Genomic DNA, 12933 nt, shown 5'->3' on the forward strand with positions numbered 1-12933 from the left:
CAGCGGCAGCGGGTGTGGATCGCGATGGTCCTCGCCCAGGAGACGGACCTGCTGCTGCTCGACGAGCCGACGACGTTCCTCGACGTGAGCCACCAGGTCGAGGTGCTCGACCTGCTGACCGACCTGAACCGGGACCGTGGCACGACGATCGTCATGGTGCTGCACGACCTGAACCTGGCCGCCCGGTACGCGGACCACCTGGTGGCGATGGCGGGCGGCCGGGTGCTCGCGGCGGGCGACCCGTCGGACGTCCTGACGCCGGAGACCGTGCAGGCGGTGTTCGGGCTGGAGAGCCGGGTCATCACCGACCCGCTGTCCGGGCGGCCGCTGATGCTGCCGGTCGGGCGGCACCACGCGGACGCGGCGCTCGCGGGCTGAGGGGCGCGGGCGCGCCCGGTCAGGGCGCGAGGAACGGGAGACCGGCGAAGAAGACGAGCAGCGCGCCGAACAGCCCGCCGCTCATCCGCAGCAGGTCGCGCCTCCCGCGCGGGGAGCGGTCGTACCGCGTGCGCGTCCGCCACGCGACCGCCGCCGCCAGCAGGAGGAGAGCGGCCGCGCCGAGCGGGCGCCAGGACGCCGCGCGGACGGCGACCACGACCTCGACGACCGCGAGGACCGCGGCCACCCACGAGAACAGCTCCGCGCGCCAGGAGAACCAGTCCGAGCCGTCGCCCGCACGACGGGCCAGGCCGCGCGGGTCGGCGGGGTCGACGTGCGCCTCGCCCGGCGCGAGCGGCTCCCGGTGCTCCACGAGGCCAGGGATCGACGACTCGCGGCGGCGGGGCACGTGCCGACGGTATCGCCCGGGCCGTCGCGCCGGGTCAAGCCGGGGCCAAAGTCCTCACAAGTGCCCTGGTGGCGGCCGATCGTACGATCTGGGTGGCATGCGCTTCCCCCGCGCAGCGCCGCGCACCCGACCCCGCCCCCGGAAGGACCCCCTGTGCTGCGACCGACCCGGATCCTGCTGCGCGACGGCGCGACCCGCGCCCTCCTGCGCGCGGTCGACCTGCGCGGCCACACGGTCCGCATCGAGGGCACCGGGGGGAGCCTGAGAGTCGAGGACGCGACGACGGAGACGCTGCTGGTCGACGCCCCGATGGCGCGCCTGGAGCTGATCGACGGCGAGTCGATCCACTACGAGGGCGCGGGCCGCGTGCTCGAACAGCGCGAGCTGCGGCACCTGCGGATCACCCTGGAGTTCAGCGAGCCGGCGACCCGCTCGCTCCCGCGCGCCCCGCGCTGAGCGGAGGGCAGTGCGGACCGCCGTCCCGCCCGGGGGATGATCTCCGGGTGATGCGTCTCGGGGTCGTCGGTGCGGGTGCCATGGTGGCGGAGTTCCTGGAGCGCGGGGCGCCGCGCGCCCCGGGCCTGGAGGTGGTGGGCGTGCTCGCCCGCCCGCGGTCGCTCGACCGGGCGCGGGAGCTCGCCGCCCGCACGGGCGTGCCGCTCGTGACGGACAGCCTGGACGAGCTCTGCGCCGCCGGGATCGACACCCTCTACGTCGCCGTGCCGAACGCCGCGCACGTGGCCTACGCCCGCGAGGGCCTGGAGCGCGGGCTGCACGTCGTCGTCGAGAAGCCGATGACCAGCACCGTCGACGAGGCGCTGGACCTGCGCCGGCTCGCCGAGGAGCGCGGGCGGTTCCTGTTCGAGGCGGTCACGACGATCCACCTGGCCGCGTTCGCGCGGGTCCGGGCGTGGCTCCCGCGGATCGGCGACGTGAAGCTGGTGCAGAGCCAGTACAGCCAGTACTCGCGGCGGTACGACGCGTTCCGGGCCGGGGAGGTGCCCCCGGCGTTCGACCCGGAGCAGTCGGGCGGCGCGCTGATGGACCTCGGGCTCTACAACCTGCACTTCGTGCTCGGCCTGTTCGGCGAGCCCGAGCACGCCACGTACACCGCGAATGTCGAGCGCGGGATCGACACCAGCGGCGTGCTGGTGCTGCGCTACCCGGGGTTCGTCGCGACCTGCACCCAGGCGAAGGACTCGGCCGGGCCGCAGGGCGGGCTGATCCAGGGCACCGCGGGCCGGATCACGACGTCGACGTCGCCGAACCTGGTCGGGGCGGTGACGCTGGAGCTGGTCGACGGGACGGTGGAGACGGTCGACGACGGGCTGGCGGGGGACCGGCTCGCGACGGAGTTCCGGGCGTTCGTCCGGGCCGTCGAGGAGGACGACCGAGCCGCCGCGTCGGCGTGGCTGGACCGGAGCGTGGCGGTCAGCCGGGTGCAGACCGCGGCGCGGCTGGCGGCGGGGATCCGGTTCCCGGCGGACGGCTGACGCGCCGCGCCGGACGCCCGGCGCCGGGGACGACGAAGGCCCGGTCCCTCGACGGGGCCGGGCCTGCGTGCTGGTGCCCTCGATAGGATTCGAACCTACGACCTTCTGCTCCGGAGGCAGACGCTCTATCCACTGAGCTACGAGGGCGGGCTACCGCCGCACGCCGACCGGCGAACCAGCGGCGCGGTGCACGAGACTACCAGGCTCTCAGTCCTCCCCGAGCAGCCCGGACAGGTAGACGCTGGTCTCGTCGACGGCGCGCACGTCGTCGCCCGCCGCGATGGCCTCGACGAGCCCGTCGTGGTTGTCGCCGTCCTGCAGGATCTGCGCGAAGTTGAACCGGATGTTGTCCGTGATCGCGTCGATGAGGTTCTCGTACAGCGACAGCAGCACCGGGTTCCGGGCGGCGCGGGCGATCGCGCGGTGCAGCGCGAGGTCGGCCGCGACCATCCGGTCGAGCGCGCCCGACCGGTACGCCTCGGCGCGCTGGTCGCGCAGGCGGGTGATGGCGGCCACGTCGGCGGTGGTGCGGCGGCGGGCGGCGAGCCGGGCGGCCTCGACCTCCAGGCTGCGGCGGACCTCGATCACGTCCCGCTGCCGGGCGTCGGCGATCTGCCGGCCCATGCTGACGGCCAGCTCGGAGGTGGACAGCACGTAGGTGCCCGAGCCCTGCCGCCGCTCGACGAGCCCGGCGTGCACCAGCGACTGGACCGCCTCGCGGACGGTGTTGCGGCCGACGCCGAGCAGCTCGACCAGCGCGGGCTCCGGCGGGATGCGGGTGCCGACCGGCCAGTCGCCCGAGGTGATGCGCGCCCGGAGCTGCGCCACCGTCGCGTCGATGAGTCCGGTGCGTCGCGTCATGCGGAGTAGTCTCCCTGGTCAGTTGTGCCGCGATTCAACACGACCGGGGCACCCGTCCGCCAGCGCCCGCCGACGCGCGCAGTCTCCCGTGCAGAACCGAGGCCGCATGTCGTCCACCACCCCGCCCGCCGGTCCCGTCGCGCCCTGGCGCGGTCGCCGCGTCGTGCTGCTCGGGGTGGTGCTGGTCGCGCTGAACCTGCGGATCGCCGTCGCGTCGGTCTCGCCGATCCTCGACCTGGTGCGCGCCGACGTGGCGCTGTCGCCGACCGAGGCGGGCCTGCTCGGCACGATCCCGGTGGCCTCGTTCGCGGCGTTCGGCTCGCTCACCCCGGTGCTCGCGCGCCGCGTCGGGCTGGAGCCGCTGCTGGTCGCGGCGATGCTGCTGTCGGTGACGGGCGAGGTCGTGCGGTCCACCTCGACCTCGGCGGCGGGGTTCCTCGGCTGGTCGGTGATCGCGCTGGCCGGCATGGGCATGGGCAACGTGCTGCTGCCCCCGGTGGTGAAGCGGTACTTCCCGGACCGGATCGGCGTGGTCACCTCGATCTACTCGGTGACGATGTCGTTCAGCACGGCGCTGCCCGCGCTGCTGGCGCTGCCCGTGGCCGAGCGGCTGGGCTGGCGGACGGCGCTGTCGGTGTGGGCGGTCGTCGGCGTGCTCGCGGCGGTGCCGTGGGTCGTCGTGGTGGTCCGGTCGGCCGCGGCACGGACGCACCTGTCCGGCCTGCTGCGCCGGGTGCCCGCGACGACGCCCGCGCTGACCTCGCGGCACCGGTCCGGCGGCCGGGTGTGGCGGAGCCCGCTCGCGTGGGGCATGGCGATCACGTTCGCGATGAACTCGCTCGACTCGTACGTGATGTTCGCCTGGCTGCCGCAGATCCTGGTGGACGGCGGGACGTCGGCGCACGCGGCCGGGGTGTGGCTGTCGGTGTTCGCGATCCTCGGCCTGCCGCCCGCGCTGATCGCGCCGATCGCGGCGTCCCGGATGCGGAACCCCATCGGGCTGGTCGTGGTCTTCGTGACCTGCTGGGCGGTGTCGTACGTCGGGCTGCTGGTGTCGCCGGGCGGGCCGGTGTGGCTGTGGGTGCTGCTCGGCGGGATCGGGCCGGGTGCGTTCCCGGTGCTGCTGGCGCTGATCAACCTGCGCACCCGGACGTCGGCGGGCGCGGCCTCGCTGTCCGGGTTCACGCAGGGCGTCGGGTACGCGATCGCGGGCACCGGCCCGCTGCTGGTCGGGGCGCTGTACGACGCGACCGGCACGTGGACCGCGGCGCTGCTGTTCCTGCTCGGGACGCTCGTGGTGCTGCTGGGCGCGGCGACGGTGGCGTGCCGACCGGTGATGCTGGAGGACACCTGGGGTCCGCGGCGGCCGGCGGCCCCGCCCGCCTGACGGGTCGGGGGAGCCCCGGCGCGTCGCTACGCTTGTCCGGTGACCCCCGCTGAGCTCTCCGAGTCCCTGCGCGCCGCCCTCGCGGGCGCCGTCGCCGACGGGACCTTCGCCCTGGACGCCGCCGACCTGCCCGCCACCGTGCACGTGGAGCGACCCCGCCAGCGCGAGCACGGCGACTGGGCGACCAACGTCGCGCTGCAGCTGGCGAAGAAGGCCGGGACCAACCCGCGCGCCTTCGCCGAGGAGCTCGCGCGCCGGCTCGCGGACGCCCCGGGCGTCGCGAAGGTCGACGTGGCCGGGCCCGGCTTCCTCAACATCACGCTCGACGCCGCCGCGGCGGGCGAGCTCGCCCGCTCGGTGGTCGAGGCCGCGGGCGGGTACGGCCGCAACGCGTCGCTGGCCGGCGAGAAGATCAACCTGGAGTTCGTCTCCGCGAACCCCACCGGCCCGATCCACATCGGCGGCGTCCGCTGGGCCGCGGTCGGCGACAGCCTCGCGCGCGTGCTCGAGGCGTCCGGCGCGGCCGTGACCCGGGAGTACTACTTCAACGACCACGGCGCGCAGATCGACCGGTTCGCCCGCTCGCTGCTGGCCCGCGCCAAGGGCGAGGAGGCGCCGGAGGACGGCTACGGCGGCCAGTACATCTCCGACATCGCGGAGACCGTCATCGCCCAGGCGGTCGCGGCCGGCGACCCCGACCCGCGCACGCTGCCCGACGCCGAGGCGCAGGAGGCGTTCCGCGCGCGCGGCGTCGACCTCATGTTCGGCGAGATCAAGCAGGCGCTGCACGACTTCGGCGTCGACTTCGACGTGTACTTCCACGAGGACTCGCTGCACGAGAACGGCGCCGTCGACCGGGCCGTCGCGCGGCTGCGCGAGCTCGGCCACGTCTTCGAGTCCGACGGCGCGACCTGGCTGCGCACCACCGAGTTCGGCGACGACAAGGACCGCGTCATCGTCAAGTCCGACGGCGAGGCCGCGTACATCGCGGGCGACCTGGCGTACTACCTCGACAAGCGCGAGCGCGGCTTCGACCGGGCGATCATGATGCTCGGCGCCGACCACCACGGCTACGTCGGCCGGATGATGGCGGCGTGCGCCGCGTTCGGCGACGTGCCGGGCGTGAACCTCGAGATCCTCATCGGGCAGATGGTCAACCTGGTCAAGGACGGCCAGCCGGTCCGGATGAGCAAGCGCGCCGGCACGGTCGTCACGCTGGAGGACCTGGTCGACGCCGTGGGCGTGGACGCCGCGCGGTACTCGCTGGCGCGGTCGTCGACCGACTCGTCGATCGACCTCGACCTCGACCTGCTCACCCGGGCGACGAACGAGAACCCGGTCTACTACGTGCAGTACGCGCACGCCCGCACCTGCTCGGTCGGCCGCAACGCCGCCGATGCCGGCGTGCGCCGGGAGGACGGGTTCGACGCGTCGCTGCTCGACCACGCGACCGAGTCCGTGCTGCTGGGCAAGATCGCCGAGCTGCCGCGGATCGTCGCCCAGGCGGCCGAGCTGCGCGAGCCGCACCGCGTCGCCCGGTACCTGGAGGAGCTCGCCGGGGCGTACCACAAGTGGTACGACCAGCGCCGGGTCCTCCCGTTCGGCGACGAGGAGGTGTCCGACGTGCACCGCACCCGGCTGTGGCTGAACGACGCCACCCGCCAGGTGCTCGCGAACGGGCTGGCGCTGCTCGGCGTGAGCGCCCCGGAGCGCATGTGACCGGCGGCCCGACCGCCGCGCCGGCCCCGCTCGGCCTGCCCTGGCCCGCCTCCGCGGGCCGCGGCGCCGACGGGGCCGTGCGCGTCGCGGGGGTGGACCTGCGCGACCTCGCGGCGGAGCAGGGCACGCCCGCGTACGTGCTGGACGAGGCCGACTTCCGGGCGCGCGCCAGGGCCCTGCGGACCGCGTTCGAGTCCGCGTTCGCCGAGGTCGGCGCCGGCGTCGACGTCTACTACGCGGGCAAGGCGTTCCTGTCCGTCGCCGTCGCGCGCTGGGCGCACGAGGAGGGCCTGCGGGTCGACACCTCGACCGGCGGCGAGCTCGCCGTCGCGCTGCGGGCCGGCGTGCCGGGCGCGGACCTCGGGCTGCACGGCAACAACAAGTCGGACGCGGAGATCGCCCGGGCGCTCGACGCCGGGGTGGGCCGGATCATCGTCGACTCGCTCGGCGAGGTCGAGCGGGTGGCCGCGGCCGTCCGGGCACGCGGCGCCGGCGCCGAGCCGGCGCCCGTGATGGTGCGGGTCACCACGGGGGTGCACGCGGGCGGGCACGAGTACATCTCGACCGCGCACGAGGACCAGAAGTTCGGCCTCTCGGTCTCCACGCCCGCCGGTGGCGGCGACAGCCCGGCGCTCACGGCGCTGCAGCTCGTGCTGCGGCACCCCGAGCTGCGGCTGCTCGGCATCCACTCGCACATCGGCTCGCAGATCCTCGACCCCGCGGGGTTCGCGGTCGCGGCGCAGTCGGTGCTCGGGCTGCGCGCCGACCTGGCCGCGCGCACCGGGTACCTGGTGCCGGAGGTCGACCTCGGCGGCGGGTTCGGCATCGCCTACCTGCCCGGCGAGGTGCCGCTCGACGTCGACCGGATCGCGAAGGAGATCGCCGCGGCGGTCGACGCGACCTGCGCGGCGCTCGGCACGCCGCTGCCGCGGCTGTCGTTCGAGCCGGGGCGGGCGATCGTCGGCCCCACGACGCTGACGCTGTACACCGTGGGCACCGTGAAGCCCGTCTCGCTCGACGAGGGCCGGTCCCGGCTGTACGTCTCCGTCGACGGCGGGATGAGCGACAACATCCGCCCCGCGCTGTACGGCGCGCACTACCACGCAGCGATCGTGTCGCGGGAAGGCGCCGCCGAGACGGTGCTGGCGCGCGTGGTCGGCAAGCACTGCGAGAGCGGCGACATCGTCGTGCACGAGGTGCAGCTGCCGGCCGACGTGGCGGCGGGCGACCTGCTCGCGGTCGCGGCGACCGGGGCGTACGGGCGGTCGATGGCGTCGAACTACAACCACGTGCCGCGGCCGCCGGTGGTCGCCGTCCGCGAGGGCGCCACGCGGGTGCTGGTGCGGCGCGAGACCGAGGACGACCTGCTGGCGCTCGACCTCGGCTGAGCCGTCCGCCCGGGCCGTGCTGCGTAGGTGGCAGGGCGCCGGTTGAGTGCTGCGCGCCGTCGATAGCGTCTGCTATCGGAGGTGATGGGGATGGTCGACGGTGACCAGGACGGGACGGCGACGGCGGTCGAGGCGGCGTTCGGCGCGTACCTCGGGGAGGCCGCGGTCCGGGCCGACCGGCTGCGGGCCGAGGCGGCGCGCGGGCTCGTGCTCGCGGTCCGGCAGGCGGCGGACCGCGGGTGGAGCCAGCGGCGGATCGCGGCGGCGCTCGGGCGGAGCCAGCCGGAGGTGGCGCGGCTGCTGCGGCGCCGGGACGCGGTGCCGCCGGCGGTGGACGTCGCGCCGGTGAGGCGCGAGGTGGTGGTCGACGGGGCCCCGGTGGACCCGCACGGCGCGGCGTCGCCGGGGGAGCGCGCGGACGGACCGCCACCCGAGACCGTGCTGAACCGGGTGCTCGGCAGTCAGCGGGACGCGATCGTCGCGGCCGCGGGGCGGCACGGGGCCGGCAACGTCCGGGTCTTCGGGTCGGTCGCGCGCGGCGAGGACGGCCCGGACTCGGACGTCGACCTGCTGGTCGACCCGGGCGATGAGATGAGCCTGGTCGACCTCGGGAGGCTGGAGGACGAGCTGACGGAGCTCCTGGGTCGCCCGGTGGACGTCGTGCCGGCGAGGTCGCTGCGTCCGGTGGTCGCGGCGACGGTGGAGGCGATCGCGCTGTGAGCCAGACACCGGAACGCCTCATCGAGGAGGCCCTCGAGCACCTCGCGGCCGTGCGCGCACACCTGGCGCACGTGCCGTACCACCCGGACGTGGCGCTCGACGCCGCGTGCCACCGCCTCGCCACCGCCATCGACCGCGTGGGCCAGCTGCCGCCCGACATGCGCGAGGCCGCGTGCGGCGGCGGGTGGCGGGACGCGCGAGCCTTGCGCAACCGGATCGTGCACGGCTACCGCACGGTCGACCCGCACCTGGTGCTGCGGGCGATCGAGCGCGAGGTCGAGCCGCTCGAGCGCGGACTGGCGGACGCCGCCGAGTCCCTCCGGGAGGCCACCACCTGACCGTCAGGCACGGGCCGGCGGCCGGGTTGGGCCGGGTTGAGCGCCGGCGGGGCGCGACGCCTCGGGGAGAGCCTCGGCCTGCGGTACCCAGCACGTGCCCGCCGGACCGCCACGCCCACGGTGTGGATACCCGGCCGCCCGCCGAGGGCGCGCCCCTATCCTGTGGTCCGGTCGGGCGCCGCTGCGCCGGACCCCACCCCAGCAGGCCCGGAGCAGACCGGGCGTGATCGGAAGGTGCACGCGGTGACCGCACGCGACGAGTCCGTCAGCCCCACCTCGCCCGCGCCCGGCGCGACCGGCCGCCCCGCGGTGCGCGTCGCGCTGCTCGGCTGCGGGGTCGTCGGCACGGAGGTCGTCCGGCTGCTCACGACGCAGGCGTCGGACCTCGCCGCGCGGGTCGGGGCGCCGCTGGAGCTCGTCGGGGTGGCCGTGCGCGACGTCGAGGCCCCGCGCGACCCGGTCGTCGACCGCGCGCTGCTCACCGCGGACGCCGAGGGCCTGGTCGCGAAGGCGGACGTCGTGGTCGAGGTCGTCGGCGGCATCGAGCCGGCCCGCGGGCTGCTGCTCCGCGCGATCGAGCACGGCGCGGCGGTCGTCACGGCGAACAAGGCGCTGCTCGCCGAGGACGGCCCGACGCTCTACCAGGCCGCCGACGCCGCGGGCGTGGACCTGTACTTCGAGGCCGCGGTCGCCGGCGCGATCCCGCTGGTCCGCCCGGTGCGCGAGTCGCTCACCGGCGACCGGGTGCACCGCGTGCTCGGCATCGTCAACGGCACGACCAACTACGTGCTGGACCGCATGGCGACCGAGGGCCTCGACCTGGCGGACGCCGTGGCCGAGGCGCAGGCGCTGGGCTACGCCGAGGCCGACCCGACCGCCGACGTCGAGGGCTTCGACGCCGCCGCGAAGGCCGCGATCCTCGCGTCGCTCGCGTTCCACACCCGGGTGTCGATCGACGACGTCGACCGCCAGGGGATCATGCAGGTCACGGCGGACGACGTGGCCTGGGCCGCGCGCACCGGGCACGTCATCAAGCTGCTGGCGATCGCGGACCGCCGCGCGACCGAGGACGGCGCGGAGGGCGTCCAGGTCCGGGTGCACCCGGCGCTGGTGCCGCTGACGCACCCGCTGGCCGGGGTGCGCGGGGCCTTCAACGCGGTGTTCGTCGAGGCGGAGGCCGCCGGCGAGCTCATGTTCTACGGCCGCGGCGCGGGCGGTGCCCCGACGGCGAGCGCCGTGCTCGGCGACGTCGTCTCGGCCGCCCGGCACCGGGTGCACGGCGGGCGCGGCCCCGCCGAGTCCTGGTACGCCGCGCTGCCGGTGCTGCCCGCGGAGTCGGCGCGCACGCGCTACCAGGTCCGGCTCGACGTCGACGACCGGCCGGGCGTGCTCGCGCACGTGTCCGCGGTGCTCGCCGAGCACGGGGTGTCGATCGAGGCCGTCCGGCAGTCGCCCGCCGACGTCGCCCCCGCGGACCCCGCTGCCGACGGCGACGACGCGCCCGGCGTCGCCCGCCTGGTCATCACCACGCACGAGGCGCCGGAGGCCGCGCTGGCCGCCACCGTCGCCGCGATCCGCGACCTCGCCTCCGTGCGCGAGGTCGTGTCCGTCCTGCGAGTCGAGGGAGCCTGATGGCACACCAGTGGCGCGGCGTGATCCGCGAGTACGCCGACCGGCTGCCGGCGCACGTCCAGCAGCGCGTCGTCACGCTCGGCGAGGGCGGCACGCCGCTCGTCGAGGCCCCCGCGCTGTCGCGGCTCACCGGCGCCGAGGTGTTCGTCAAGGTCGAGGGCATGAACCCGACCGGCTCGTTCAAGGACCGCGGGATGACGACCGCGATGTCCGCCGCCGCGGGCCGCGGCGCCAAGGCCGTCGTGTGTGCGTCGACCGGCAACACCTCGGCGTCGGCCGCCGCGTACGCCACCGCCGCCGGCATGGTGTGCGCGGTGCTCGTGCCGGACGGCAAGATCGCGATGGGCAAGCTCAGCCAGGCGGTCGCGCACGGCGCGACGCTGCTGCAGGTCGACGGCAACTTCGACGACTGCCTCATCGCCGCGCGCAAGCTCGCCGAGGCGTACCCCGTCGAGCTGGTGAACTCGGTGAACCCGGACCGCATCGAGGGCCAGAAGACCGGTGCGTTCGAGATCATCGACGCCCTCGGCGACGCCCCGGACATCCACGCGCTGCCCGTCGGCAACGCCGGCAACATCACGGCGTACTGGAAGGGCTTCCGCGAGTACGCCGGCCTGGACGCCGGGGCGGACCTCGACCCGGTCGCCACGCACACGCCGGCGATGTGGGGCTTCCAGGCCGCCGGCGCCGCGCCGATCGTGCACGGCTACCCGATCACCGAGCCCGAGACGATCGCGACCGCGATCCGGATCGGCAACCCCGCCTCCTGGACGCAGGCCGAGGCGGCCCGCGACCTGTCCGGCGGGCTGATCGAGGCCGTGACGGACGACGAGATCCTGCACGCGCACCGGGTGCTGTCCTCGCAGGTCGGCGTGTTCGTCGAGCCCGCGTCGGCCGCGGGTGTCGCGGGCATCCTGCGTCTCGCCGAGCAGGGCCGCGTGCCCGCCGGCGCGCGCATCGTCGTGACGGTCACCGGCCACGGCCTCAAGGACCCGCAGTGGGCGCTGCGCACCGCGGACGGCACGGAGGTCGAGACCACGCGGGTGCGCCCCGACGTGGTGGAGATCGCCGCCGCGCTCGGCCTCGGCTGAGGCGCGCCGTGCGACTGGGTGCCGACCGGGCGCGGGTGCGCGTCCCGGCGACGAGCGCGAACCTCGGACCGGGGTTCGACGCGCTGGGCCTCGCGCTCGCGCTGCACGACGAGGTCGAGGTGCGCGCGCTCGGCTCGGCGGACGTGCTGGTGGACGTGGTGGGGGAGGGCGCCGACGAGGTGCCGTCCGGCGACGACCACCTCGTCGTCCGCGCGCTGCGGCACGCGCTCGACCACGTCGGCGCACCGCAGACCGGCCTGCACCTGACCTGCCGCAACCGGATCCCGCACGGCCGCGGCCTCGGGTCGTCGGCCGGCGCCGTGGTCGCGGGCCTGCTCGCCGCCCGCGCGCTGGTCGCGGAGCCCGAGTCGCTGGACGACGACGTCGTGCTGCGGCTGGCGACCGAGCTCGAGGGGCACCCCGACAACGCCGCGCCCGCGCTGCTCGGCGGCGCGACGGTCGCCTGGTCGGAGGGCGACGACGCGGTGCGCGCGGCCCGGCTGGCCGTGCACCCGGACGTCGCGCCCGTCGCGGTGGTGCCGTCGAGCCGGCTGTCGACCTCGCACGCCCGCGGCGTGCTGCCCGCGCAGGTGCCGCACGGCGACGCCGCGTTCCAGGCGGGCCGCGCCGCGCTGCTGGTCGAGGCGCTCGGCCGCCGCCCGGACCTGCTGCTGCCGGCGACCGAGGACCGGCTGCACCAGGGCTACCGCCGTCCGGTGATGGCCGAGAGCCTCGCGCTCGTCGACGCGCTGCGCGCCCGGGGCGTCGCGGCCGTCGTGTCGGGTGCCGGACCCACGGTGCTCGTGCTCGCGCGCGCGGCGGGCGAGCCGGGCGGCGACGGCGCCCGGCCGACCGACGCGGACGACGCGTTGCAGCAGGTGTTCGGCGGGGTCATGGGCGGCTGGCGCATCGTCCCGCTCGCGATCGACACCGCGGGCGCGGAGGCCCGGAGACTGCCCTGATCGACGCGCCCCGGTGCTATGCTGGGCGCCGTTCCCCGGGCCTCGTCCTGACATCCGCTCAGCCTTTTTCCGGTGCAGCGTCGCTCAGGAGATCCGAGCCCGGGAACGATCCAGCCCACGCGAGTCGACGCGATCGGCGCGACCCGTGCGGCTTCACCGACGCGCCGGCCCCGAGACAGGGCCGGACGCGGACCGCGCGCCCCGACCGTGGGCGGCGGTCCCCGACGAGGGGGAAGGGTCCTTCGTGACAGACACCATCGAGCCGGCCGCGAGCAGCGCCTCCGGCGGCTCCGCCCGTGGTGGCGCCGTGTCCGCCATGCGCATGCCGGAGCTCCAGGCCCTGGCGGCCGAGCTCGGCGTGACCGGGACCTCCCGGATGCGCAAGAGCGACCTGGTCGACGCCATCCAGGCCAAGCGCGCCGGTGGCGGCGAGCGCCCCGCCGGGCGCACCCGCCGCGCGGCGACGCGCGACGCCGGCCGGCCGGACACCGAGGCCGCCGCCGAGACCACCGCGCCGGCCGCCGCCCCCGACCACAGCCCGCCGATCCAGGCGGT

Annotated in this window: 14 protein-coding genes and 1 tRNA gene; 12 read left to right on the top strand and 3 right to left on the bottom strand. The window is 75.9% G+C overall.

Annotated features, from left to right (window positions below; all coding sequences use genetic code 11):
* Positions 1-378: ABC transporter ATP-binding protein (locus tag KVT14_RS18905; RefSeq protein ID WP_217617082.1), on the top strand; the 378-nt coding region annotated here is incomplete at its 5' end.
* Positions 379-397: 19 nt separating this feature from the next.
* On the opposite strand, the gene KVT14_RS18910 is transcribed toward KVT14_RS18905, so the two are convergent.
* Positions 398-787: a hypothetical protein gene (locus tag KVT14_RS18910; RefSeq protein ID WP_217617083.1), complete on the bottom strand. Its 390-nt coding sequence runs from the start codon at positions 785-787 to the stop codon at positions 398-400.
* A 153-nt stretch (positions 788-940) separates the two neighbouring features.
* On the opposite strand from KVT14_RS18910, the gene KVT14_RS18915 reads away from it, so the two are divergent.
* Complete coding sequence (locus tag KVT14_RS18915) at positions 941-1243, top strand: hypothetical protein (protein ID WP_217617084.1); 303 nt, start codon at positions 941-943, stop codon at positions 1241-1243.
* A gap of 50 nt (positions 1244-1293) precedes the next feature.
* Positions 1294-2280: a Gfo/Idh/MocA family protein gene (locus tag KVT14_RS18920; protein WP_254631320.1), complete on the top strand. Its 987-nt coding sequence runs from the start codon at positions 1294-1296 to the stop codon at positions 2278-2280.
* Between the two features lie 71 nt (positions 2281-2351).
* On the opposite strand, the gene KVT14_RS18925 is transcribed toward KVT14_RS18920, so the two are convergent.
* A tRNA-Arg gene (locus KVT14_RS18925) sits at positions 2352-2427 on the bottom strand.
* Between the two features lie 60 nt (positions 2428-2487).
* Positions 2488-3141 carry a FadR/GntR family transcriptional regulator gene (locus KVT14_RS18930; RefSeq protein WP_147795938.1) on the bottom strand — a complete coding sequence of 218 codons (654 nt, stop codon included), beginning with the start codon at positions 3139-3141 and terminating at the stop codon, positions 2488-2490.
* 106 nt (positions 3142-3247) lie between these two features.
* Here KVT14_RS18930 and KVT14_RS18935 point away from each other — a divergent pair, with 106 nt between their 5' ends.
* The 9 genes from KVT14_RS18935 to KVT14_RS18975 all read left to right on the top strand — a co-directional run.
* Positions 3248-4528, top strand: a complete 1281-nt coding sequence (locus KVT14_RS18935; RefSeq protein ID WP_217617086.1) for an MFS transporter — start codon at positions 3248-3250, stop codon at positions 4526-4528.
* A 39-nt stretch (positions 4529-4567) separates the two neighbouring features.
* Positions 4568-6247 (top strand): arginine--tRNA ligase, encoded by a 1680-nt coding sequence (gene argS / locus KVT14_RS18940; protein ID WP_217617087.1) that lies wholly within the window; start codon positions 4568-4570, stop codon positions 6245-6247.
* Complete coding sequence (lysA, locus tag KVT14_RS18945; RefSeq protein WP_217617088.1) at positions 6244-7635, top strand: diaminopimelate decarboxylase; 1392 nt, start codon at positions 6244-6246, stop codon at positions 7633-7635. The genes argS and lysA overlap by 4 nt, the downstream gene beginning before the upstream one ends.
* A 90-nt stretch (positions 7636-7725) precedes the next feature.
* Positions 7726-8355 carry a nucleotidyltransferase domain-containing protein gene (locus KVT14_RS18950; protein ID WP_217617089.1) on the top strand — a complete coding sequence of 210 codons (630 nt, stop codon included), beginning with the start codon at positions 7726-7728 and terminating at the stop codon, positions 8353-8355.
* On the top strand, positions 8352-8693 hold the full coding sequence (locus KVT14_RS22700) for a HepT-like ribonuclease domain-containing protein (RefSeq protein WP_217617090.1): 342 nt from the start codon (positions 8352-8354) through the stop codon (positions 8691-8693). Before KVT14_RS18950 ends, KVT14_RS22700 begins: the two co-directional genes overlap by 4 nt.
* Positions 8694-9002: 309 nt before the next feature.
* On the top strand, positions 9003-10325 hold the full coding sequence (locus tag KVT14_RS18960; protein ID WP_308161169.1) for a homoserine dehydrogenase: 1323 nt from the start codon (positions 9003-9005) through the stop codon (positions 10323-10325).
* Positions 10325-11416, top strand: a complete 1092-nt coding sequence (thrC, locus tag KVT14_RS18965) for a threonine synthase (protein ID WP_217617092.1) — start codon at positions 10325-10327, stop codon at positions 11414-11416. The genes KVT14_RS18960 and thrC overlap by 1 nt, the downstream gene beginning before the upstream one ends.
* 8 nt (positions 11417-11424) lie before the next feature.
* Entirely contained in the window at positions 11425-12378 is a 954-nt protein-coding gene (gene thrB / locus KVT14_RS18970; protein WP_217617093.1) for a homoserine kinase, read from the top strand.
* A 244-nt stretch (positions 12379-12622) separates the two neighbouring features.
* Positions 12623-12933 (top strand): Rho termination factor N-terminal domain-containing protein (locus KVT14_RS18975; RefSeq protein WP_217617094.1); only part of this gene is annotated, 311 nt, incomplete at its 3' end.

It is taken from the genome of Cellulomonas sp. GbtcB1 (assembly GCF_019091725.1).
Taxonomy (GTDB): domain Bacteria; phylum Actinomycetota; class Actinomycetes; order Actinomycetales; family Cellulomonadaceae; genus Cellulomonas.

Coding starts and splice junctions, on each gene's coding strand:
- KVT14_RS18920 (WP_254631320.1), top strand. CDS start 1,294: ATGCGTCTCGGGGTCGTCGGTGCGGGTGCCATGGTGGCGGAGTTCCTG.
- KVT14_RS18950 (WP_217617089.1), top strand. CDS start 7,726: ATGGTCGACGGTGACCAGGACGGGACGGCGACGGCGGTCGAGGCGGCG.
- KVT14_RS18930 (WP_147795938.1), bottom strand. CDS start 3,141: ATGACGCGACGCACCGGACTCATCGACGCGACGGTGGCGCAGCTCCGG.
- thrC (WP_217617092.1), top strand. CDS start 10,325: ATGGCACACCAGTGGCGCGGCGTGATCCGCGAGTACGCCGACCGGCTG.
- KVT14_RS18935 (WP_217617086.1), top strand. CDS start 3,248: ATGTCGTCCACCACCCCGCCCGCCGGTCCCGTCGCGCCCTGGCGCGGT.